At 34.5% G+C, this 24,252-nt stretch carries 24 protein-coding genes; 20 read left to right on the top strand and 4 right to left on the bottom strand.

Going from position 1 to position 24,252, the window contains the following annotated elements:
• The first annotated feature begins 235 nt into the window (after positions 1–235).
• The 19 genes from porW (at position 236) to ACFX5E_RS09700 (ending at position 17,390) form a co-directional block, all read left to right on the top strand.
• Positions 236–2,860 (top strand): type IX secretion system periplasmic lipoprotein PorW/SprE, encoded by a 2,625-nt coding sequence (gene porW, locus ACFX5E_RS09790; RefSeq protein WP_379855017.1) that lies wholly within the window; start codon positions 236–238, stop codon positions 2,858–2,860.
• A gap of 2 nt (positions 2,861–2,862) precedes the next feature.
• Positions 2,863–3,270, top strand: a complete 408-nt coding sequence (locus ACFX5E_RS09785) for a bactofilin family protein (protein WP_379855016.1) — start codon at positions 2,863–2,865, stop codon at positions 3,268–3,270.
• Positions 3,236–3,466, top strand: a complete 231-nt coding sequence (locus tag ACFX5E_RS09780) for an AtpZ/AtpI family protein (protein ID WP_379855015.1) — start codon at positions 3,236–3,238, stop codon at positions 3,464–3,466. Before ACFX5E_RS09785 ends, ACFX5E_RS09780 begins: the two co-directional genes overlap by 35 nt.
• A 72-nt stretch (positions 3,467–3,538) precedes the next feature.
• Positions 3,539–3,931, top strand: a complete 393-nt coding sequence (locus tag ACFX5E_RS09775) for a hypothetical protein (RefSeq protein ID WP_379855014.1) — start codon at positions 3,539–3,541, stop codon at positions 3,929–3,931.
• A 122-nt stretch (positions 3,932–4,053) separates the two neighbouring features.
• Positions 4,054–5,187 carry a F0F1 ATP synthase subunit A gene (gene atpB, locus ACFX5E_RS09770; RefSeq protein ID WP_379855013.1) on the top strand — a complete coding sequence of 378 codons (1,134 nt, stop codon included), beginning with the start codon at positions 4,054–4,056 and terminating at the stop codon, positions 5,185–5,187.
• 114 nt (positions 5,188–5,301) lie between these two features.
• Complete coding sequence (gene atpE / locus ACFX5E_RS09765) at positions 5,302–5,493, top strand: ATP synthase F0 subunit C (protein WP_073353856.1); 192 nt, start codon at positions 5,302–5,304, stop codon at positions 5,491–5,493.
• Between the two features lie 84 nt (positions 5,494–5,577).
• Entirely contained in the window at positions 5,578–6,078 is a 501-nt protein-coding gene (locus ACFX5E_RS09760) for a F0F1 ATP synthase subunit B (RefSeq protein ID WP_379855012.1), read from the top strand.
• Positions 6,079–6,080: 2 nt separating this feature from the next.
• Positions 6,081–6,614: an ATP synthase F1 subunit delta gene (gene atpH / locus ACFX5E_RS09755; protein WP_379855011.1), complete on the top strand. Its 534-nt coding sequence runs from the start codon at positions 6,081–6,083 to the stop codon at positions 6,612–6,614.
• A gap of 38 nt (positions 6,615–6,652) precedes the next feature.
• A complete protein-coding gene (gene atpA, locus ACFX5E_RS09750; RefSeq protein ID WP_073209437.1) occupies positions 6,653–8,230 on the top strand; it encodes a F0F1 ATP synthase subunit alpha in 1,578 nt (525 codons plus the stop codon).
• Between the two features lie 83 nt (positions 8,231–8,313).
• On the top strand, positions 8,314–9,174 hold the full coding sequence (gene atpG / locus ACFX5E_RS09745) for an ATP synthase F1 subunit gamma (protein ID WP_379855010.1): 861 nt from the start codon (positions 8,314–8,316) through the stop codon (positions 9,172–9,174).
• Positions 9,175–9,263: 89 nt separating this feature from the next.
• A complete protein-coding gene (locus ACFX5E_RS09740) occupies positions 9,264–9,707 on the top strand; it encodes a GNAT family N-acetyltransferase (protein ID WP_379855009.1) in 444 nt (147 codons plus the stop codon).
• An 11-nt stretch (positions 9,708–9,718) separates the two neighbouring features.
• Positions 9,719–10,216 carry a hypothetical protein gene (locus ACFX5E_RS09735; protein ID WP_379855008.1) on the top strand — a complete coding sequence of 166 codons (498 nt, stop codon included), beginning with the start codon at positions 9,719–9,721 and terminating at the stop codon, positions 10,214–10,216.
• Positions 10,217–10,253: 37 nt separating this feature from the next.
• Entirely contained in the window at positions 10,254–11,720 is a 1,467-nt protein-coding gene (locus ACFX5E_RS09730; RefSeq protein ID WP_379855007.1) for a lipopolysaccharide biosynthesis protein, read from the top strand.
• A 129-nt stretch (positions 11,721–11,849) separates the two neighbouring features.
• Positions 11,850–12,284, top strand: a complete 435-nt coding sequence (gene dut, locus ACFX5E_RS09725) for a dUTP diphosphatase (protein WP_379855006.1) — start codon at positions 11,850–11,852, stop codon at positions 12,282–12,284.
• A gap of 110 nt (positions 12,285–12,394) precedes the next feature.
• Positions 12,395–12,757 (top strand): four helix bundle protein, encoded by a 363-nt coding sequence (locus tag ACFX5E_RS09720; protein WP_379855005.1) that lies wholly within the window; start codon positions 12,395–12,397, stop codon positions 12,755–12,757.
• An 84-nt stretch (positions 12,758–12,841) separates the two neighbouring features.
• Positions 12,842–13,852: a sugar phosphate nucleotidyltransferase gene (locus ACFX5E_RS09715; RefSeq protein WP_379855004.1), complete on the top strand. Its 1,011-nt coding sequence runs from the start codon at positions 12,842–12,844 to the stop codon at positions 13,850–13,852.
• A 140-nt stretch (positions 13,853–13,992) separates the two neighbouring features.
• Complete coding sequence (locus ACFX5E_RS09710; RefSeq protein ID WP_379855003.1) at positions 13,993–15,342, top strand: tetratricopeptide repeat protein; 1,350 nt, start codon at positions 13,993–13,995, stop codon at positions 15,340–15,342.
• The gene (gene lolB1, locus ACFX5E_RS09705) at positions 15,342–16,112 is read left to right on the top strand and encodes a lipoprotein insertase outer membrane protein LolB1 (RefSeq protein ID WP_379855002.1); all 771 of its coding nucleotides are present in this window, start codon (positions 15,342–15,344) and stop codon (positions 16,110–16,112) included. The genes ACFX5E_RS09710 and lolB1 overlap by 1 nt, the downstream gene beginning before the upstream one ends.
• A gap of 24 nt (positions 16,113–16,136) precedes the next feature.
• Positions 16,137–17,390: a murein hydrolase activator EnvC family protein gene (locus ACFX5E_RS09700; protein WP_379855001.1), complete on the top strand. Its 1,254-nt coding sequence runs from the start codon at positions 16,137–16,139 to the stop codon at positions 17,388–17,390.
• Between the two features lie 245 nt (positions 17,391–17,635).
• Here the strand turns inward: ACFX5E_RS09700 and ACFX5E_RS09695 are convergent, their stop codons facing one another.
• Together ACFX5E_RS09695 and ACFX5E_RS09690 are read right to left on the bottom strand one after the other, a co-directional pair.
• Positions 17,636–18,487: a polysaccharide deacetylase family protein gene (locus ACFX5E_RS09695; RefSeq protein WP_379855000.1), complete on the bottom strand. Its 852-nt coding sequence runs from the start codon at positions 18,485–18,487 to the stop codon at positions 17,636–17,638.
• A gap of 24 nt (positions 18,488–18,511) precedes the next feature.
• The gene (locus tag ACFX5E_RS09690; protein ID WP_379854999.1) at positions 18,512–19,537 is read right to left on the bottom strand and encodes a hypothetical protein; all 1,026 of its coding nucleotides are present in this window, start codon (positions 19,535–19,537) and stop codon (positions 18,512–18,514) included.
• A 1,042-nt stretch (positions 19,538–20,579) separates the two neighbouring features.
• Here ACFX5E_RS09690 and ACFX5E_RS09685 point away from each other — a divergent pair.
• Positions 20,580–22,658 carry a TonB-dependent receptor family protein gene (locus ACFX5E_RS09685; RefSeq protein ID WP_379854998.1) on the top strand — a complete coding sequence of 693 codons (2,079 nt, stop codon included), beginning with the start codon at positions 20,580–20,582 and terminating at the stop codon, positions 22,656–22,658.
• 22 nt (positions 22,659–22,680) lie between these two features.
• Here ACFX5E_RS09685 and ACFX5E_RS09680 read toward each other — a convergent pair whose 3' ends face one another.
• Entirely contained in the window at positions 22,681–23,124 is a 444-nt protein-coding gene (locus ACFX5E_RS09680) for a c-type cytochrome (RefSeq protein ID WP_379854997.1), read from the bottom strand.
• Between the two features lie 3 nt (positions 23,125–23,127).
• Positions 23,128–24,252 carry a PQQ-dependent sugar dehydrogenase gene (locus ACFX5E_RS09675; protein ID WP_379854996.1) on the bottom strand — a complete coding sequence of 375 codons (1,125 nt, stop codon included), beginning with the start codon at positions 24,250–24,252 and terminating at the stop codon, positions 23,128–23,130.

Raw genomic sequence — 24,252 nt, 5'->3', positions numbered from 1 at the left:
GAAGAATTTAATTTGGGCGTGACCCGGAAAGAAAAATTCCGGGTCGGGCTTTTCGCTCTCAATCTTTTTTATTCTTAAAAAAGAATAAAAAAGGATTTCCGCTTCTATCCCTCACGCGAAGCGCTGAATCAAAAAGAAACCTAATAATTTCCACGATATCAAAAAGAAACGTATTTTTACAAGTCAGTATACGAAAAGCTATTTTTAAAAGTTAATTGATAAAAAACGTTTACCATTGAAAACCAACACATTCAGGCAATTAATTTCCATAGGATTTTTGCTATTTCTGATAGCATGTTCTACCAAAAAGGATACTTTTTTGGCTAGAAAATCCCATGCGTTAAGTACTAAATATAATATTTTATACAACGGTCAAATAGCATTAGACAAGGGTGTTGTAGGAATAAAAGCAAATAACAAAGATAATTTTTGGAAACGTTTGCCTATCGAAAGAATGCAAATGAAAGAGGATTTCATTGTAGGTGAAAAACCAAAAAATGCTGATTTTGAATTAGCGGAAACCAAAGCTACAAAGGCAATTCAGAAACATTCGATGAACATTGGCGGAAGAGAAAAAAACAGCCAGATTGACGAAGCTTATTTATTGCTTGGCAAATCCCGATATTACGATCAAAGATTTGTCCCGGCATTAGACGCTTTCAATTATATTTTATACAAATATCCCAACAGCAGTAATATTTATGAAGCCAAAATTTGGCGCGAAAAAACTAATATGCGTTTAGGCAACGATGCTTTGGTAGTTAAAAATATATCCAAACTTTTAGACGAACAAAAACTAAGCAATCAGGTTGTCGCTAATGCCAATGCGCTTTTATCAGAAGCTTTTCTGAATCTGGAGGAAAAAGACAGTGCTGTAGCAAAATTAAAAATAGCCGAAAAGTACACTAAAATCAAAGCTGAAAAAGCGAGATATCATTTTATACTGGGACAATTGTATGAAGAATTAGGAAAAAATGACAGTGCAATATACAGTTATCAGTCGCTTATTGATATGAAAAGAAAAGCGGCAAGAGAATATGTTATTCAGGCTCAAGCCAAAAAAGCACAATTGTTTGATTATGAAAAAGGAGATACGACGGCTTTTTCAAAAATATTTAAAACGCTTGTTGCTGATCGAGAAAACCGACCTTTTTTAGATGTCATTTACTATCAAATGGGAGTGTTTCACGATAAAAATAACAATCAGAAACAGGCCTTGAAGTATTATAATTCTTCTCTTAAAAAAGTACCAACAGATCAATATTTAATTGCTTCAAATTACCGAAATTTAGGGAATATGTATTTCAAAAATGCAGAATATCCAATCGCGGCAAAGTATTATGACAGTACACTTGTAAAACTGGATACTAAAACCCGAGAATTTCTTTCGATTCAAAAAACCAGAAAAAATTTAGATGAGGTTATACAATATGAAGCTATTGCCAAAAGAAATGATAGTATCATTCATGTCGCATCTTTGTTGGAAACAGATAGAGTTTTATATTTTGAAAATTATATTGATAAGTTAAAAAAGTCAGACGAAACCAAGAAAATTTTAGAAGAAAAAGAAAAAGAGAGACTTGCAAGAATAGAGAGAAATACTAAACCAACCACTATTGACCCGGTCGTTTCCGACCAAGATTTGGGAAAACCAAAAAAAGCATCGTTGGCACCTCCGTCAATTGCAGACGCCAGCTTGAATCAAGCAAGTGTTTTCTATTTTTATAATCCTACAACTGTCGCTTTTGGAAAAGTAGAATTTAAAAAAATATGGGGAGAACGTTTCTTAAGCGGGAATTGGAGATTGTCTGCAGGCAAAACTGATTTAAAAGAAAAGGATACTATAGATGGAAAAATACCAACCGCAGAAAATGCATTGGCAGAAGAAAAAATAATCAAAGAATATACAACTGATTATTATTTGAAACAACTTCCAACATCACAAACAGCACTAGACAGCATTGCAAAAGAACGTAATTTCGTCTATTACCAACTTGGGGTTGTCTATAAAGAAAAATTCAAGGAATACGATTTGGCCAGCAACAAATTAGAACAATTGTTAAAGAATAATCCGGAAGAAAAACTAGTCCTTCCCACGATGTACAACTTGTTTAAAATTTACCAAATTACAGATGCAAACAAAGCCGAAGAGATGAGAAAAAGAATTTCTGCTCAATTCCCGGATTCTCGTTATGCGCAAATAATAAACAATACCAATGCAAATGAGGCTTTGGCCAATGAAACGCCGGAAAGTGAATATAATAAATGGTATAAACTCTATAAGGAAGAGCAATTTTTGGTTGTATTGGAAAAATCTGATGCTTTGATTACTCAGTTTTCCGGCGATGAAATTGTGTCTAAATTTGAACTGCTTAAAGCAAACGCTATTGGAAAATTAAGAGGATTAGCAGCTTATAAAACGGCTTTGCAATATGTTGCGGATAATTATCCAAATAGTGAAGAAGGGAAGAATGCACTAGAAATAGTGACGACTCAGATTCCGTTTTTAGAACAAATGAATTTTAATACTACCGATGCTAAAAACTGGAAAATTCTTTATAAAGTGGGAAGTAGAGAAGATAATAACACAAAAGCAATTGACGAAAAAATAAAGAAATTCATCACCATTGAAAATCATCAAAATATAACTTTTTCCTATGATGTTTACACGGAGAAGGAAAATTTTATAACCATTCACGGCATTAATTCAGAAGTTTATGCAAACGCTATTGTTAAAGCATTAAAAGAAGATAAAAAATATAAAATCGACGAACCTGCAATTGTGATTTCTAATGAAAATTACAAAGTGATCCAAATCAAGAAAAATCTTGATGCGTATTTAGCACCCAAAACTCAATAACGATGTTTGATAAAAAGCCAAAATCATATACGGATCTTCTTGGGAAAACCAACAGAATTGTTGAAGGGACTATTATAAAAGGAGATATTATTTCTCAGGCTGATTTTAGACTGGACGGAGAATTAATTGGTAATTTTCAATCCAGCGGCAAAATAGTTATTGGACCTGCAGGGATTGTTACCGGAGATATTATATGCAAAAATGCGGATATTGAAGGAAAATTTGAGGGTAAGATTCAAGTTGCAGAAGTCCTGAATGTAAAATCAAAATCAAGTATTCATGGAGAAGTCATCTGTGGCAAATTAGCAGTAGAGCCAGGTGCTGATTTTAGTGCTTCATGCATTATGAAAACCAATATTAAGAATCTAATGCCAAATGACGGACAACAAACCCAACAAAAAACAAGCTAATAAATGGCTTGCTTTGATAAATATCCCAATTCAAATGGGGGCAATTATTTTTCTGTTTTCCTATCTTGGAAACTGGTTAGACGAAAATCATCCCAGCCCCAAGGTGTATTACAATAAGATTTTAGTGATGGTAGGAGTCGCATTAGCCTTATACAATGTCATACGACAAGTAAAGGAAATCGACAAATCAGAATAAATTCCAATAAAAACAATACTAAAACCTATAAAATACCTTGAGTTCTTTTGACTTTCGGTAAAAAACAATCTAATGAATTTAAAAAATTACAAACCGCTTTTGAGTTTAGCATTGCTTATAGTAGTATCGTATGTACTACATAAAATTATTTTTTACAGTTTTAATGTAGATGATACCACTTTTCATTATTCGATAGAGGCACTTTATTTACTATTTTCAATTTTGTCCGTAATAGTCCTTGTTGTTTTGTTGAAAGTAAAAGAACAAAGTTTTGACAATGTTGGAATGTCATTTCTACTGAGCACAAGTATTAAAATGGTTGTTTGTTATTTGATTTTAAGGCCTGTATTGCAAGCGTCAGGGGAGAATAGCAGCGTAGAGAAAAAGAATTTTTTCGCGATGTTTATTCTCTTTTTAGCAATGGAAACCATCCTTACGATACGAATATTAAACAAAAATCAATAAACAAGGAGTTTTATAAGCGGAATGCCCGAAAAATAATTTTTTTATATGCTTTTGAATATTAATAAAAAATGTACATTTGCACCAAATTTTAGAAACGTAATAAATTAAGATATTTAACTGTTATGGTGATTTCAAACAAACCACTTAGATTTATAATAGCGACATTAGTAGCGTGTCTTCCTTTAATTAGTTTTGCAAATCCGGAACAGGATACTGTGAAAGTAAAAACGGAAGTTGCCCATGAAGCAGCTGAAGGAGCTCATGCTGAACCAACAGATGTAAAATCTAAAATCAAAGAATTTATCAATCATCACCTTTTGGATTCTCATGATTTTACATTTAATGTAGATGAAGAAACAGGTGCGCATTATGGTTTTTCATTACCAATTATTCTTTGGGATAATGGTGTGCAGGTTTTTTCTTCTTCAAAATTTCATCATGGTGAAGAAACAGCTGAACACAATGGTAATTATTATGTTTTACACCACGAAAAAATATACAAAACCGATGCTTCTGGAGAATTAACAGAAGGAGAAAACGGTTTTCCGACAAATGTTAGACCGATAGATTTCTCCATCACTAAAAGCGTTATTGGTATAATGTTGGTTTCCTTGTTTATGTTTTTATTGTTTGGTGGTTTGGCAAAATCGTATGCTAAAAACAACGGAATCGCTTCAGGAGTAGGGCGTATTTTTGAACCTCTAGTTTTGTATGTACGTGACGAAATTGCAATTCCAAATATTGGAGAAAAAAACTATAAAAAATACATGAGCTACTTGCTTACTATATTTTTCTTTATTCTTTTTCTTAATATTTTAGGATTGATGCCACTTGGATTTAATGTAACTGGAAATATCGCTATTACAGTATCATTAGCAATTTTAACTTATATAATTACAACGCTAACAGCTAATAAAAACTATTGGGGACACATTTTCTGGATGCCAGGTGTGCCAACTCCAATGAAATTTATCTTGGCACCGATAGAATTGTTAGGAACAATCATTAAACCTTTTTCGTTAATGATACGTTTGTATGCTAATATGTTAGCAGGTCACGTTGTTTTGATGAGCATCATTGGTTTAATGTTTATATTTAAAAGCTGGATTGGAAGTACATTATCTTTTGGATTAGCGTTTGCGCTTTCTATCCTTGAAATATTGGTTGCTTTTTTACAAGCGTATATTTTTACCATGTTATCTGCACTTTATTTTGGAGCAGGAAATGAAGAGCATCATCACGACGAAGCTCACTAGATTTCAGATTTTTGAAACTTGATTTTTGATTGCAGATTTTGCAATTCTGAAATCAAAAATCGTTAATCTTCAATCTAAAATCAAATTGAATGTTTAATTTTTAATATATATATTATGGAAATTCCAACTATTGTAGGAGCAGGATTGATTGTTATCGGAGCAGGTTTAGGTATTGGTAGAATTGGTGGTTCAGCAATGGACGCTATTGCTCGTCAGCCAGAAGCTTCTGGAAAAATCCAAACAGCTATGCTTATCGCAGCTGCACTTATTGAAGGTATTGGTTTCGCTGCGTTATTCGCATCTTAATTAAAACTTAAAAAGCAATAGTTACAACGGTTGGTTGTGACTATTGTTTTATTATTAAATTAAATATTTTTATAGATACATAATATGGATAAGTTAATAAATGATTTTTCGTTTGGTTTGTTTATTTGGCAGATAGTAATATTTGTTGGATTGATATTCTTATTAAAAAAATTCGCTTGGAAACCAATTCTTGATGCAGTTAATGATAGAGAAGAAGGAATCAAAAATGCATTACTTTCTGCTGAAAATGCTAGAAAAGAAATGCAAAATCTTCAAGCTGACAATCAACGTATTTTACAAGAAGCAAGATTAGAGCGTGACAACATGCTTAAAGATGCTCGTGAAATGAAAGAGAAAATGGTTGCTGATGCTAAAAATGAAGCGCAAGTTCAAGGTCTGAAAATGATCGAACAAGCTAAATTAGCGATCGAAGGTGAAAAAAATGCAGCTATGGCTGAATTGAAATTACAAGTTTCTACTTTGTCATTGAGTATTGCAGAAAAATTATTGAAAGACGAATTGTCTAACAAAGAAGCTCAAACTAAATTAGTTGAGAAAATGTTAGGTGACGTAAAACTGAACTAATTATGGCAAGTACAAGAGCAGCAATTCGTTATGCAACAGCAATTTTAGATTTAGCAACCTCAAAAGGTGTTGCCGAAGTTGTGAATAACGATATGAAATTGATTGCTTCAACAATCAACGGAAACTTGGAATTAAGTACTTTTATTCAAAATCCGACTTTAAAAGTTGAGGTTAAAGAGAAAGCACTTTTAGAGGTTTTTGCAGGTATTGATGCAGTTACTCAAGGATTATTTCATTTGTTATTTGAAAACAAAAGATTCGAAATTCTTGAAGCGATTGCAGTAGAATACAGTAAATTATCTGATATCTCGAATGGTGTTGAAGTAGCAAAAGTTACTACAGCTATTCCTATGGATGCGGCATTAGAAGCTAAAGTTTTAGCTAAAATCGCAACCCTTTCGGATAAAAAAATCACAATAGAAAATATAGTAGATGCTTCAATCATTGGGGGATTTATTCTAAGAATAGGCGACAAGCAATACAACGCTTCAGTAGCCAACAGATTACAAGTATTAAAAAGAGAGTTAAGTAATTAGTTTTATTACACATTTAAGTGTCTAAATTATAAATTAAGATGGCGGAAATCAAACCTGCTGAAATTTCAGCAATATTAAGAAAGCAAGTAGAAGGTTTTGAATCTGGTGCTACACTAGAAGAAGTAGGAACAGTACTTCAAGTTGGAGATGGTATTGCTCGTGTTTACGGGCTTTCGAATGTTCAATACGGAGAATTAGTTGAATTTGACAATGGATTAGAAGCTATTGTTTTGAATCTTGAAGAAGACAATGTTGGTGTGGTACTTTTAGGACCATCTACTGGAATCAAAGAAGGTTCAACTGCTAAAAGAACACAACGTATTGCTTCTCTTAAAGTAGGAGAACAAATGGTAGGTCGTGTAGTAAATACCCTTGGTTTTCCAATTGATGGAAAAGGGCCAATCGGTGGAGATTTATACGAGATGCCTTTAGAAAGAAAAGCTCCTGGAGTTATCTTCCGTCAACCAGTTACTGAGCCATTGCAAACAGGTATAAAAGCAGTAGATGCTATGATCCCGGTTGGTCGTGGACAACGTGAGCTAGTTATTGGTGACCGTCAAACAGGTAAATCAACTGTTTGTATCGATACTATCTTAAATCAAAAAGAATTTTACGATGCAGGAAAACCTGTATTTTGTATATATGTTGCAATTGGGCAAAAAGCGTCAACTGTAGCAGGAATTGCTAAAATGTTAGAAGAAAAAGGTGCAATGGCTTATACCATTATTGTTGCAGCTAATGCTTCTGATCCAGCTCCTATGCAAGTATATGCTCCTTTCGCAGGTGCTGCAATTGGAGAATATTTTAGAGATTCAGGTCGTCCGGCTTTAATTGTTTATGATGATTTATCGAAACAAGCTGTTGCTTACCGTGAGGTTTCTCTTTTATTGAGAAGACCACCGGGACGTGAAGCATATCCTGGAGACGTTTTCTACCTTCACAGTAGATTATTAGAGCGTGCTTGTAAAGTAATTGCAGATGATGGAATTGCTAAAAACATGAACGATTTACCAGATTCATTGAAATCAATTGTAAAAGGTGGTGGTTCTCTTACTGCTTTACCAATTATTGAAACTCAAGCTGGTGACGTTTCTGCATATATCCCAACAAACGTAATTTCGATTACAGATGGTCAAATTTTCTTGGATGGAGATTTGTTTAACTCTGGGGTTCGTCCGGCAATTAACGTAGGTATCTCGGTATCTCGTGTTGGAGGAAATGCACAAATTAAATCAATGAAAAAAGTGGCGGGTACATTAAAACTAGATCAAGCACAGTTCCGTGAATTGGAAGCGTTTGCTAAATTTGGTTCTGATTTAGATGCTGTTACTTTAAACGTAATTGAAAAAGGAAAAAGAAATGTTGAAATCTTGAAACAAGGTTTGAACGATCCTTATACTGTTGAAGACCAAGTTGCGATTATCTATGCTGGTTCTAAAAACTTATTGAGAAATGTTCCTGTGAACAAAGTGAGAGAATTTGAGAAAGATTTCTTGGAATTCTTGAACAACAAACACAGAGCAACTCTTGATGCTTTGAAAGCAGGAAAATTAACAGACGAAATTACTGATGTAATTGAAACTGTAGCAAAAGAATTATCAGCAAAATATAACTAAAAAGTACTAAGTAAGAAGTATTAAGTATCAAGATTTTCTGGGTACTTAATACTTAATACTTAAGTCTTCATACTTACAAAACAATGGCAAATTTAAAGGAAATCCGTAATAGAATTACTTCCGTTTCATCTACGATGCAAATTACATCGGCAATGAAAATGGTTTCTGCAGCAAAGCTAAAGAAAGCACAAGATGCAATCACTGCGATGCGCCCTTATGCCGAAAAATTAACGGAATTATTGCAAAATCTTTCTGCTACACTTGATGGTGATATAGGAGGAGAATTTACCACACAACGTGAAGTAAAGAAAGTATTACTTGTTGTTGTCACTTCAAACAGAGGTTTAGCTGGTGCTTTTAATACGAATGCAATTAAAGAAGCTAAAAACCGTGCTGCATTTTATGCAGACAAACAAGTGGATGTTTTTGCCATAGGAAAAAAAGGAAACGATGTTTTAAGCAAAACACTTTCAGTAGTTGATAATCAAAGTGCTATTTTTGATAATTTGACTTTTGATAATGTGGCTTTAATTTCGGACCTGTTAACTCAGAAATTTGTTTCAGGTGAATATGACAAAATTGAATTGATTTATAATCAATTTAAAAATGCAGCGACACAAATTATTCAAACGGAACAATTTTTGCCACTTGCACCTATTAAATCGGATAAACCAGTTTCAACAGGAGATTATATTTTTGAACCTTCAAAAGAAGAAATTGTATTGACTTTGATTCCAAAATCATTGAAGACACAACTATACAAAGGTATTCGTGACTCGTTTGCATCGGAGCACGGCGCTCGTATGACTGCCATGCACAAAGCAACTGATAATGCAACTGAATTGAGAAATCAGTTGAAATTAACCTACAATAAAGCACGTCAAGCATCTATTACTAATGAGATCTTAGAGATTGTTGGTGGAGCTGAAGCATTGAACGGATAAGAATATTTATTCTATATATTTTAAAGAGCCACGCTATTGCGTGGCTTTTTTTTTTATTAATTTTATACCTTAAAAAAACAAAAGAGACAATGCCTTTAATAATCAAAGAACTGACCACAATAGAAGAAATGCTTGCTAATATTGAAGTAATGCGTTTTTTATATCCCAAATTCACTTCAGAGAAATATGAATCGTATCTGGTGGAGATGATTCCGCATAATTACAAGCAGGTTGCCGTATTTGAAAATGAGATTTGCGTGGCTGTTTCAGGTTTCTGGTCGGGAACAAAACTCTGGTCGGGAAAATACATAGAGATTGACAACTTTATTGTGCATCCGGATCATCGTTCCAAAGGTTTGGGTAAGATGATGACGGATTATGTTGATGCTTTGGCCAAAGAAACGGGCTGTACGATGATTGTTTTGGACGCTTTTACCGGAAACTTCACTGCACACCGTTTTTATTACAACCAAGGTTTCGTTCCAAAAGGATTTCATTTCTTAAAAATATTAAACGAAGAGGGATTAAGTTAAATCGCTGAAAGATGAAAACTTCTTTACAAATTATGTTCCTATTATTAATTATAGTCAGTCTGGTTTACTGTGCTCCAAAAGAAGACATAAAAATCAGCTTTCCGCAAAAGATAAAATCAGTTTATTATCAGAAATGGATTGACTTAAAAGAATCTAAAGGAAGCGGAACTTTTTTTTATATTGAATTTGAAGCTCCGCTTTCCAAGGATATCCAATTAGTAAAAATCTATTTTCAAAATCAGGAAGCCAATTTTGAACCGGTAACAAAAAACACTTTTGTGGCTCATTTAGCTCCAAATCATACCACTCCAGATTTAATTTTGCACAAGGATAGCCGTAAAGAATATGGCAACCAAGCGCCAGTTATTACCAAACCTAAATTTGTTTTGAAAGCAACCGAAGCACTATTGGAATATAAAAGCAACGGCAAAAGCTATTTTTTCAAAATAAATAACCCCAAAGAAAAACCAATGATTACGTATCCAAGTACGATTAAACCAAAGAAATAGTTATTTTTGTTTTTATAATATTAATTGATGCACCATTTTGGGACTATATAAAAATCTTTTTAAACAGACTGTTATTTATGGATTAGCGACAGTCATTCCGCGAATGTTCAGTTTTTTATTGGTTCCTTTATATACTGATTTATTACCAACAGCAGAGTATGGAAAAGTTTCTATCATTTTTGCGTACATGATTTTCTTTAATGTCATTCTTGCTTACGGAATGGAAACTGCTTTTTTTAGGTTCTATAATAAAGAAACCAATAAAAAAGTGGTTGTTGAAACCACTATGGTTTCTATTTTTTGGACCTCAATTTGTTTTTTATTCCTAGGACTTTTATACCGAAACACACTTTCTCAATGGTCCGGAATAGACTCACAGTACATAACCTATACCATTTGGATCTTAGTATTGGATGCCCTGGTTATTGTTCCGTTTTCAAAATTACGAGCGTATCAAAAACCAATGGTTTACTCCGCGATAAAAATTGGAAATGTTATTGTTAATCTTAGCTTAAGCGTTTTCTTTTTAGTCTATTTACCTCAGATTGCTCAATCACATCCAGACAGTTTTTTAGGTTCCTTATTTATAGATAATTTTCAAATTGGTTATATTTTTTTGGCCAATATCATTGCCAGTTTATTAACATTCATGGTCCTGTCGCCTGATTACTTTTTATTAAAATGGAAATTTGATTTGGAGCTTTGGAAACGAATGATGCGTTACGCCTTGCCCATAATGGTAGCCGGAATTGCTTTTGCCATAAATGAACAATTCGACAAAATCCTTTTAGGAAGATGGTTGCCGGCAAATATTGCCGAAACCGAAGTTGGAGTTTATTCGGCTTGCTATAAATTGGGTTTGTTCATGGTATTGTATAGGACCGCTTACACCCTGGGAATCGAACCGTTCTTCTTTAGCCATTCTTCGGAACCCAATGCACCGCAAACCTATGCCACGGTCACCAAATATTTTGTCATCTTTGGTTCCTTTATTTTATTGTCGGTAATTGTTTTTGCAGATGTTTTAAAATATCTGATGATCCGAGACCCTTCTTATTGGGAAGCCATGAAAGTTGTTCCGTTGATTATTTTGGCTAATTTTTTCTTGGGCATTTATACGAACCTTTCTGTCTGGTACAAACTCATCGACAAAACGTATATCGGGGCTTATATCTCTATCATTGGCGCTATAGTGACATTGGCATTGAATTACCTGCTCATTCCAACTATGAGTTATTATGGGTCTGCAATTGCGACAATTGCGGCCTACGGAAGCATGATGGTTATCTCCTATTATCTAGGAAACAAATACTATCCAATTCCGTATGATGCTAAGAAAATAGGGGGATATCTCAGCTTATCAATTGGGTTTTCGGCGATTTCATTTTATGGTTTTAGAGAAAATTATTATGTTGGTATTTCGTTATTACTTGCATTCATGTATTTCATATATTACAACGAAAAAGAAACATTATCCAGAATTTTAAACGCCAAAAAGAATTAAATTTATCCTACTGAATTTTTAGGAGCTAATTCCTGCTATTCGTTACAATCTTTTATATAATGTCAGGGTTCGAAACCCTGACATTATATAAAAGGATTTTCACTGCTATCAGGGCTAAAAAACAAAACCATGACAATAAACATCATCAATAAATCAATTCATAGTTTACCAAATTATGAAACCAAAGCTTCGGCAGGAATGGACTTAAGAGCCAATTTAACCGATTCTATTATACTAAAACCGTTAGAAAGAGCCATCGTAAAAACCGGTCTTTTTATTGAATTACCTATAGGATACGAAGCGCAAGTGCGCCCAAGAAGTGGATTGGCCGCCAAGAATGGGGTCACAGTGCTTAATTCTCCTGGGACTATTGATGCCGACTATCGTGGTGAAATAGGTGTAATTTTAGTAAATTTATCCAACCAACCATTTGTAATCGAAAATGGGGAACGTATAGCACAACTGATCATAGCCAAACATGAACGTGCCGAATGGATTGAAGTTCAGGAATTAACCGAAACTTCCAGAGGTGAAGGTGGTTTTGGAAGTACGGGAGTGAAGTAGGTTTGAAATTTCAACATTCAAAATTCCAAGTTCGATGTTCTAAGTTCAAAAATTAAAAGAAGGTTGAATATTCAATTTGGAATGTTCAATTTTGAAGTAAAAAATGAAATATGAAAAAATTTGATTTGCACGAAAGGCTAATTGATTTTGCGGTTATCATTATTGAAATTGCAGATAACCTTAAAAATAGTAAAGCGGGAAATCATTTGTCAGGACAAATTGTTCGTTCTGGAACTTCACCTTCTTTAAATTATAGTGAAGCGCAAAGTGCAGAATCAAGAAATGATTTCATTCACAAAATGTCAGTAGTTTTAAAAGAACTTAGAGAGACACATTCGTGTATGAAAATAATTCATAGAGCTAATTTGTTTATAAAAGAAGAACAACATTTAAGTTTAGCAATTAAAGAAAATGATGAATTAATTTCAATATTTGTGAAAAGCTTAGAAACGTCGAGAAGTAAAAATAAGTAATTGAAATAATCAAAATTTAAAAGGTTGAATATTCAACTTGGAATATTGAATTTTGAAGTATTAAGAACAATAATTAAAAATAACATGAAAATAATTGTCCCTATGGCTGGTCGTGGATCACGCCTTCGCCCACATACGTTAACCATTCCTAAACCATTAATTCCTGTTGCTGGAAAACCAATCGTTCACCGTTTGGTAGAAGATATTGCAGGGGTATTGAATCAAGATATTGAAGAAGTAGCTTTTATTATTCACGAAAGTTTTGGCAAAAAAGTAGAAGAGGAATTAATTGCTATCGCACAAAAATTAGGCGCCAAAGGAACGATTTATTACCAAAACGAAGCTTTAGGAACAGGTCACGCTATTATGTGTGCTAAAGATTCTTTGAGCGGACCAGCTGTTATTGCTTACGCCGATACTTTAATTCGAGCCGATTTCGATTTAGATCAAAATGCGGATAGCGTTATTTGGGTAAAACAAGTAGATCATCCGGAAGCTTTTGGTGTAATCAACTTAAACGATGCAAATGAAATAGTTGAACTGGTGGAGAAACCTGCGGAATTTGTTTCGGACCTTGCCGTTATCGGAATTTACTATTTTAAAGATGTTGCCGTTTTAAAAAACGAACTTCAATTAGTTTTGGATAATAACATTATTCACGGTGGAGAATATCAAATTAACGATGGAATAAAACAAATGATGGCAAAAGGCATGGTATTTGTTCCCGGTAAAGTTGATGAGTGGATGGATTGCGGAAATAAGAATGTAACGGTAGAAACAAATTCCAGAATGTTGGGGTTTTTACATAATGATGGGGAACATTTAGTGGACTTTGATGTTAGGTTAGAAAATTCAACGATCATTCCTCCATGTTATATTGGCGAAGATGTTGTTTTGATTAATGCAACCGTTGGACCTAATGTGTCTTTAGGAAATGGATGTCATATAGCAAACAGTACTATAAAAAATAGTTTGGTACAAACGCATTCGCATATAAAAAATGCCAATCTTGATAATGCAATGATAGGGAATCACGCCAGTTTTGATGGTAATTTTACCAGCATTAGTCTCGGAGATTATTCGGTGTTGGAATAGACAGATTGAAGAATGATGATTAACGATTTTTGATTTCCGATTTAACCTATCTTTGAAATCAGCAATCAAGAATCGTTAATCAAAAATCTAAAATAATTTAATAACATTGAGCCATTTGCATTGTGTTTAATTTTATAAAAATGAAAAAATTATCATTCTTATTTATACTTTTCGTTTTGCAATGCAATTCTGCTTTGTTATGGGCACAAACAGAGCCCGAGGAAATCAAACAGGATGCGGATCAGTTTGAAGACTCTTTTTATGAGTCTTTGCTTCAAAAAGGAATTGAAAACTATGATAAAGCGATAGTTTCCTTAGACAAATGTTTAAAGTTACAACCGAACAATGCGACGGTCTATTTTGAATTAGGAAAAAATTATTTAGCATCTAAAGATTATAGAAATGCTTACAGTTCATTTGAACGCGCCACCCAAATAGACCCAGCCAATGAATGGTTCTGGGTTGGGATGTATGATGTGAGTTATGAAACCAAGAATTTCAGTCAGGCGATAATGGTAATCAATAAACTAATCACGTTCAACAGCAAATATAAAGAGGATTTGGCGTCGCTTTATATGGCCACAAGTCAGTTTTACAAAGCGCTGGATCTGATCAATGAGTTGAATGCGACCTCTGGAAAAACGGAAAGAAGGGAATTATACAAAATACAGATTTTGTCGGAGGGAAAATATCAAAACACGGAAATATCCAATTTGATAACCCAAATGGAGAAAGATCCGAAAGAAGAGTCTAATTATATCGCGTTGATAAATTTATATTCGAGAAATAACGAAGAGGAAAAAGCCTTTGAAACCGCCAAAAAATTAGCGGAAGCCATCCCAACATCGGAATGGGCACAGGTGAGTTTATTCAAAAATTATTTGCAGGATAACGAGGCTCAAAAAGCAATAAACGCGATGAATATTACTTTGGCCAGTGCCAAAATAGATTCGAAAATAAAGCACAGAATGTTGAATGAATTTTTGATTTTTACCGATAAAAATCCGCAATATTCCCCCGATTTAGAAAAAGCAATCGGTTATTTTGATTCGGACAAAGAAGTTAATGTAGCCAAAGAAGTAGGAAAGTTTTATCACAATAAAAAGCAATGGGATAAAGCCATTAAATATTATGAACGCGCTTTAAAAAACGGAGATTCTGAAGATGTTGAAACTAATTTACTTTTGCTTCAAGCGTATACTGAAGTGAAACAATTTGAATCGGTCGGTAAAAAAGCCATGACAATGATCGAGTCTTTCCCATCGCAACCGCAATTTTATTATTATTCCGGATTAGCGAATAATCAATTGAAGCAATTTAAAAAAGCCAAGGATATATTGGAAATGGGTTTGGATTATTTGGTAGACGACAAAACAATGGAAATAAATTTTAATATCCAACTTGGAGAAGCGTACAATGGTTTGGGAGATGACAAGAAAAAAGAAATGTATTTTTCCAAAGCTAATCAATTATTAAAAGAAAAAAAATAATGAAAAAGATAACAATACTAGCAGTACTCGTTTTAATGATGTCCTGTAAATCAAAATCGGTAGTGGTTGACGCAAGTACAAATGCAACCCATTTGACCGCAAATAAAATTATAGAAAATCATTACAACAATAAAAACAAATTTTCTACATTATATATTAAGTCAAATGCCCGATATTCAGATGACAAGCAGACACAAAATGTTACGGCAGAAATAAAAATTAAGAAAGACGAACAGATTTTGATAAGCATACGTTTTCTGGGAATTACAATGGCAAAAGCATTGATTACGCCAACATCAGTGAACTATTACGAGAAAATCAATGGCAGTTATTTTGAAGGAGATTTTAGAGGGTTAAGTCAATGGTTGGGAACCGATTTAGATTTTACTAAAATCCAAAATATGTTGTTAGGAGATGCAATAGATGATCTGAATAAAGGAAAATATAAGGAGTCACTGGCGGAACGAACCTACAGATTAGATGATGTTTCGAATAAGAATACTAAGAAATCTTTTTTCTTTGATGCCGATAAATTTTTGGTAAAAAGACAGGAAATAACGCAAACTGCTGAAAACAGAACGATAAAAGTAGCATATTCAGACAGCAAAGTGTACAACGAGGCTACATTGCCTTCTAATGTTTTAATAAACACGTTGCAGACGAAAGGTAAAACCGAAATAAATTTAGATTACAACACCGTAACCTTTGATGAAGAACTTTCTTTTCCTTATAGTGTTCCAAATGGGTATAAAAGAATTATAATTAAGTAAATTTGTAAAAAATATTTTTTTAATATGCCAAAATTTCTCCTTAGCCTAATTTTTATATGTACGACATCACTGATGTGGAGCCAAGAATCACAACAAGAAAAATTAGAAGCACGAAAAGCTCAAATCCAAAAAGAAATTCGCGAAAACGAGAAACTTTTGCAGAGCGTAAAGAAAAAAGAAAAAAGTGCGATAAATATAATTGTTATCCAAAGCAATAAGATAAAGCTGAAAGAAAGATTAATAAACACTACCGAAAAGCAAACCAAGCTTTTGGGGAATGACATGTATGTCAATCAGGTAAAAATCAATAAGCTTAAAAAAGAATTGGAAATCCTCAAAGCAGATTATGCGCAGATGATCGTAAAATCCTATAAAAGCCGTTCTGAGGAAAGCAGAGCCATGTTCTTGTTGTCTTCGGAGAATTTTCTGCAGGCTTATAAAAGAGCGCAATACATGAAGCAGTACACCAATTATCGAAAAATGCAAGGAGAGGAAATAAGTTCAAAATCAAACCAACTCCTTGATTACAACGGTAAATTAAATGTGCAAAAAACAGCCAAGCAAAAACTGATTGCCGAAAAAGAAAAAGAGCGATTGTCATTGGAAAAAGAGAAAAAAGAGCAGGAAAGATTAGTAAGCACTATTAAAAAAGACAAGAATAAGCTTCAGGCGGAAATTAGAAAAAAACAACAAGAGTCCCGTTCTATTGACAAACAAATTAATAGAATAGTAAGAGAAGCTATTGCGGCGGCCAATAGAAAAGCAGCATTAGAAAGAGCCAAAGCGAATCCAAGTGCTCCGGTTTCTAAAGTCGCAGTATCCTCATCAAAAATAGAATTGACCCCGGAATCTAAATTAATTGCGGATAACTTCAAAGCCAATAGAGGAAGATTGCCTTACCCGGTAGAAAAAGGATTTATTTCGTTGGGCTACGGAGACCAACCCCATCCTGTTTTTACTACGTTGACGATTCATAATAGCGGTGTAGAAATCACGACAGAGCAGGGTTCTAATGCCAGAGCAGTATTTGGCGGGGAAGTAACAAGTGTTATTGTTTTGTCGCCGTTAAACAGAGCTGTAATGATTCAGCATGGAGATTTCTTTACTGTTTATCAAAACTTAAGTTCGGTTTCGGTAAGCAAAGGCGATAAGGTGAGCATCAAGCAAAGTTTAGGACGAGTGAGAACGAATAACGAAACCGGAAAAACGGTTATCAAATTTTTAATCCTTCAAAATACGACCTACAACAATCCGCAGAGTTGGTTGTCTCCAAGGTAAATTAGAATAATATAAATCAAGGAAGTGAATTTATTGAATCCACTTCCTTTTTATTTGCAAATAACAAACAGCATTTCAGGATTTATAATTCGGGATGCTGTTTTTTTGTACCCGTAATAGATGGATATTCGATAGTGATTACTGGGTTTCATTTTATAAGTTAAACGAATAAAAAACGCCCTATTCTCATAACAAGAATAGGGCGTTTCTATTTTATAAGTTAGAATAGCTAACTTCTGTATTCTTTACAATTCCTTATTAAAAGAAGATTTTATTGCCTCCATTGTGCTTGGAGTAGACCATTGACCGGCAACAATAATACGTCTGATGGTGTATAAAGGATCAACAGAATCTCTTTTTGTCGCTAGAATATAAGCCATTTGATATCCGCTCTTTTTTAACTCCGGTATTGCTGCTTTATTCCACAAGCCAAATGGATATGCAAAATAAGTCACGGGCTTGCCAATGATTTCTTCCAATTTATTTTTGGGTTTTACCAATTGGGTATTCCAGTCGTCACCAGCATATTTAGTCACCATGTGATGATCCCAAGTATGGGCAGCAACCACGTTTCCACTATCAGATAAACTTTTAATTTGCTCTTTACTCAGATAACCCGGACGACCAATTGAAACGGTCATTACAAAGAACACTCCTGTAAACCCGTATTTTTTCATCACTGAAGCACCAATACTAAATTGTTCACCTCGCGTATCATCAAAGGTGATCATTACCGGATTTGAAGGCAATGGTACGCCATATGCAAGATAATCATACAGTTGGTTGGGTAAAATGCTATGGTAACCGGCATCGGATAAAGCTTTCATTTGCTGAGCAAAATTTGCTGGTGAAACCGTATATGTCTTTGTCATTTCGCCATCAGACGCTTTCAATTCTTTAATGTTATGATAGCATAAAATCGGCACTTCTTTTTTGGAAAGAATTGTCGCGGCGTCAGCCATTGTTTTTTTCGGTGCTATTTTTTTAATAATGGGCGCAACAGATAAAACGACCCCGTTTTTGGTCTTACCGGTTTCAGAGTGACAACCGACTAATAAAAAAAGACCGGCAAAAACTAAAAAAGCACTATTTTTCATAAATCGAAAATTTATTTATAGGAATTATTGGTATTGAATGTAGCTAGGTTTAGGAGTAAATTTCACCAACTCTTCCGGAGTGTACATCACCCAGTTTTTTCTAATATCGTTTTTATAGAATAATTTAAACCCGGTAAACTGAACCGGTTCTCTATAAATATAACTCACATAAGAATCCTTTTTCAGCACTTTATCACCAAAACCATCCATGTCCATTACGATTTGAACTTCTGGCACCTTTTTTATATTTTTATAATTTTTCACCATTCCTTGCGTAAAACGGTGTACAACAAGCACTTTTGGAGTCAGTTTGTTTTTGCGTACAATATTAGCTAAAATGTCAATAGCGTCATTGATGTCATCAGCAGTAAAGTGCCCAATTTTAGATCCGGGAATCTCTCCGTTTTTTAATGAAAATTCAGGGTCAATTCCTAAATGAACATTAGGAAGTGAAAGGTATTGTTCCAGATTAGTAACTTCGTCTTTTACATTACTGTGACCCACTTGTATATCTACAAACACTAAAGCATTAATAGGTTTTGCCCAACTTAAAATGGTGTCGATTTGTTTAAATGGCATTCTCATGCGGTGTTTGTTGTCTTTTCCAGGCGCGCCTTGGGCGGTCACAGCAATGTAATGCAAAGCGGGAATAGCTTTCACAGAAGGATCTGCTGCTTGCCATTTGGCTACTTCACCTTGTAATTTTTTAAGCATCTCCGCTCTTGGTATTTCTCCTAAAATCCCCATTCTTTTCGAATATAGATTTCCGTAATAAGCGATGATTCTGTTGTAGGGCAATAATGCTCCGGCTAAAGGGTAAGGTGTTTTTACCGGCCATCTTCCCGTAGTGTCGTTATTGCTCAATGCCACCATTCTTTTGTTATAATCAACAGTGTCGATGGTTTGGGCTATTGGTTCTTTTACTGAATCAGTTTGAACGGTTAAAGTTTTTTCTTTTCCGGTTTCTATGTCAGCTGCTTTTCCACGATTGCAACTGGATACTAAAAACAATATTGGAAGGATTAGGAATGCAAAAAGTGGCTTTTTCATAAATTAAGGCTAATTATTTTTCAATGCAAATATAAAGTATTTTAAGAACGGCGCGTCCGTTAAAATAGTATTAGAGGGTTTAATTTTTATATAATTCACGTATTAGTCAAGCTATAAGTGCGGGTTTAAGAAAGTACTTTTTATGCCTAATACATAATTAGGTCGGGTTAACCCTAGTAATCTTGTTAATTAGAAAAAGCTTCCTTTTCGGAAGCCCTTTAAATCATTCACTGTCTTTTAAAATAATAGCTTTTTAAAAATTATCGCCGTCAGAAAGGATGCTTATTGTATTATTTTGAATAAAAAGCAAACCATACCAACAATCAATAAGTATAGAATTTTTATCATAATATTTAAATTTATAGTTGTTGCCTTATAATTTATGCAAAAAAACGAGTAATATTTTATTTATGCAATACCCACTTTTAGTGATATTGCTCAAATATAATTATTTTTTTTAGGAATATGGTTAATTGGTATTGATTTCACGTCCTTTTTGTCTTTTCCAATCTTTACCAACAAAAAAGACCATCGTCACCGACAGTCTTTTTTTCGCTTTGCAACACTTGATTAACCAAAACCCCATTATAACATGGAAGTCGCAAAGCAATATTTTTAAAACAAACTTTGGCTGTAAACTTCTTAGGCCTCGATAAGCAAAGTGTTTCAGTCAAGAACAAATCACAAATGGATACGGTAATGAAATTCCCCTATATCAGCATGCTGTTTCCAAAGTTTTAAATGTTTATTTTCTTAATCATTAGTATTTGCATTACAAACATAATTAATGCCATTACAGCTATTTTACGGTTTCCCGTAAACGGTTGATTTTTTTTAAATTAAATACTAATAAGTTTTAGGAAAAGGGTGCTTAGAGAATAAAATCAAGTCTTACATGCAATTTGATGCAGTGATTTTATTTTGGAAGTGTACAGGAAAGACGTTGAATCCGCAAACCGAAATTCGAACTATAAGTTCTTTTATAAGATAAAAGAAAAAGGTAACTTTATAAACGTTTTTATTCATTCAAATACTCAAGCAATTGTTCGAAAATTCTCTTTCTTTCCTTCTTTTTGTATTAAGTACCACTGTTGTTTTTGGACAAATAAAAAAAGACACCATTGCCCTTTCAGAAATCAAATTGAAGGGTTCACCGATTGAAAGTGTGCTTCAAAACACTGCTTTTTCCGTTTCAGTGATTACTACCGCTGACATTAATAAAACCGATGGAATTATACTGACTCCGGTTCTAAATAAAATCCCCGGCGTTACCATGCAACAAGGCGCTTGGAACACCAACAGGATTACGATTCGTGGCATTGGCGCCCGATCTCAATACGGAACCAATAAAATAAAAGCGTATTTTGACGGGATTCCACTAACTTCGGGTGAAGGCGAAACTACGATTGATGATATTGATTTGTCTTCAATCGAAAAAATAGAAATCATAAAAGGACCAAATTCCACTAGTTTTGGTTCTGGTTTAGGTGGTGTAATTCAGCTGTTTTCAAGAGAGACGCCTTTGCTGGAATCGTTTGGAAAATCAACCGTTACTTTTGGTAGTTTTGGTTTGTTGCAGCAACGTCTTTCGGTAGGATACAGCGATTCCAAAACGAATTTATTTACAAGTTTTACGGATTTACAAAGTGACGGATTCAGGGAAAACAGTTCCTATAAAAGAAAATCATTTAACCTGCACGCCAAACAAAAAATAGCTTCCCATGGCTCTTTATCTTTTTTGGGGATTTTCACCCAATTGAAAGCTTTTATTCCCAGTTCTATCAATGAGACGGATATTAATAATAATCCACAGAAGGCTGCCGTTACTTGGGCAGCCGCACAAGGTTTTGAGTCGTACGACAAATACATGCTAGGATTAGGATACGATCATCAATTCTCTCAGAAATGGTTCATACAAACCAGTGTTTTTTCAAATTTCAAAGACGCTTACGAACCCAGACCGTTTGATATTTTAGATGAAAATATAAGTTCGGTAGGTTTTCGTTCCAATGTGAATTATAAAGATCAATTGTTTTCCAGACCTTTCGAACTGAGTTTTGGAAACGAATTATTAACGGAAAAATTTCAATATTCATTATTTAAAAATGGATATCAATCGCAACCCGGACAAGGAAGTATAAAAGGTGACGAGTTCAGCGCCATCAAACAAAACCGAAATTACGTCAACTACTTTTTACAAATGGAACTTTGGATTTCAAAAAAGCTGCATCTGGAAACCGGTCTGGCATTAAACACAACCAAATATTCGTTAGAAGATGTTTTCGAAAATAATTCTGACGGTCAGAAAATGCCATTCACTTTTGAGGATGTTTGGTCGCCAAGGGTTGGTTTGTCCTATAAAGTAAGCAATGGGAAAAATATATTTACATCAGTCAGCAAAGGATTTTCGGTTCCTTCATTTGCTGAAACATTGACACCTGAAGGTCAAATAAACACCGATTTGAAGCCAGAAATAGGTTGGAATTATGAATTGGGTTTCAAAGGGAATTGGCTTAAAAATAAAGTATACACCGAAGTAACTTTTTATACCACACAAATTAAAAATTTATTGGTGGCTCGACGTACTGCCGATGATCAATTTGTAGGGATCAATGCGGGTAGCAGTTCCCATAATGGTTTGGAATTCTTTGTTAATTATAAACTTTTAGAATTAAACCAACTTCAAATTACTTCCTATTTTTCGGGTGCGGTGAATAATTTTAAATTCAATGAATTTTTAGATGGTGAGGCTGATTATTCGGGAAACCAACTTACGGGCGTTCCCGGAAAACAATTCAATTTTGGTGTAGATTTAAACACAAAAAACGGCTTCAATGTCAATACGTCTTTCCGGACGATGGGTAAAATCCCGTTAAACGATTCCAATACAAAATATAGTGATCGGTATTCGTTGCTTGATATTAAAACGATCTATGTTTTTACTATTCTTAAAATCCTAAAAACAGAGTTGAACGCGGGAATTAATAACGCATTGGACACTAACTACGCAGCTAACATTTTGCCGAACGCAGTTGGTTTTGGTACTGCTGCTCCACGCTATTTTTATCCTGGGAATCCTGTGAATTTTTATGGAGGTTTTTCAGTCTCGTATGCTTTTTAGATACCAATCCCAAGTCTGAATTTTATTTTTTAATCGCTGCAACTTCTTTCTCTGTAACAATTTTGGTTTGTTTGTTGCTCCAGGAAGTCATGATGTAATTCATCACATCGGCGACTTCCTGATCCGTAAGTCCCATGGCCGGCATGCTGTTATTGTACTTTGTTTTATTGACAATAATTTCGCCACTTTGTCCAAATTTTACTGCAGCGATACTTTGATTTCTCTTGATTTTTAGCCAGTCAGAACCGTCAAGAGGAGGGAAGTTTTTAGTATCTCCTTTGCCATTTGCTCCATGACATTGCATGCAAAAATCGGCATAAATTTCTTTTCCGGGTGACTGAAGTTTTGAAACAACTGTGGTTTCTGTATTTAAGTCAATATAATTGACTTGGGAAAATTGATTTTCAAAAGAGGAGCTTCCCAATACAAATACTGCAAATCCTAAAAATAATTTCGTTGTCAGCATCGTTTAATTCGGTATGATTTTGATGATTCCTTTTCCTTCTACGCCCATATAAATATATCCGTCCGGACCTTGTGCCACATTACGCACTCGACCAATATCGGTCGCAATTTTTTGTCTGCCGATCACTTCATTGCCTTTCAGCTTTACCAATTCAAGATATTGAAATTTTAAGGAGCCTACCAGTAAATGTCCTTTCCAGTCCGGATATTTGTCACTGGTCACAAAAGTCATTCCGCTTGGAGCGATGGAAGGCAGCCAATAATAAATAGGTTTTTCAATTCCTGGCTTTTCGTTTTGTTTGCTGATGGTTGTTCCGTCATAATCGATGCCATAGGTAACCACCGGCCATCCATAATTAGCCCCTTTTTTTATTATGTTGATTTCATCTCCACCTTGAGGACCGTGTTCATGTGCCCAAATTGCTCCTGTTGCCGGATTTTTTGCCATTCCTTGCGGATTGCGATTCCCGTAGGTGTAAATTGCTTTTTTTGCTCCGGTCTGGCCTACAAATGGATTGTCTTTAGGAATACTTCCATCATCATTTAATCGGTATATTTTTCCGCCATCGCGTCTAATATCTTGCGGATTTACGAAATGCTCGCCACGTTCTCCCACCGAGAAATATAAATAGCCGTCGTTGTCAAATACAATTCGGGAACCAAAATGCTGTCCTTTTGTAGTGTTGGGAGTGGCTTTGTAAAGCGACTCGATTTGTGTCAGACTTCCGTCTAATAATTTTGCTCTAATGAGTTTTGTGTTTCCGCCGGTACCTTCGCCTTCATCGGAAGCATATGTCATGTAGATCCAGCCGTTTTTAGCATAATCAGGATGCAACACGATATCTAACAATCCGCCTTGTCCACGAGAGTATACCTTAGGGACATTTTTTATTTCGGTTTTTGTACCGTTTTTGATATGATAAAGAATACCACTTTTTTCAGTAACTAACATTGATCCATCTGGAAGCAACGTCATCCCCCACGGAATAGCAATATCTGAAGCTACGGTTTCTAAAGTATATGTTTTCACTTCGTCTTTAATGGCAATGTCGTTTGGTTTGACTTGCGATTCGCAACTGAAAGAAAGAAAGGATATAATTGAAAGTGAAACTACTGTGATTTTTTTCAT

It is taken from the genome of Flavobacterium xylosi (assembly GCF_042787345.1).
In the GTDB taxonomy this organism is placed as follows: domain Bacteria; phylum Bacteroidota; class Bacteroidia; order Flavobacteriales; family Flavobacteriaceae; genus Flavobacterium; species Flavobacterium xylosi.
This window is presented reverse-complemented; position numbering and strand designations above follow the sequence as displayed.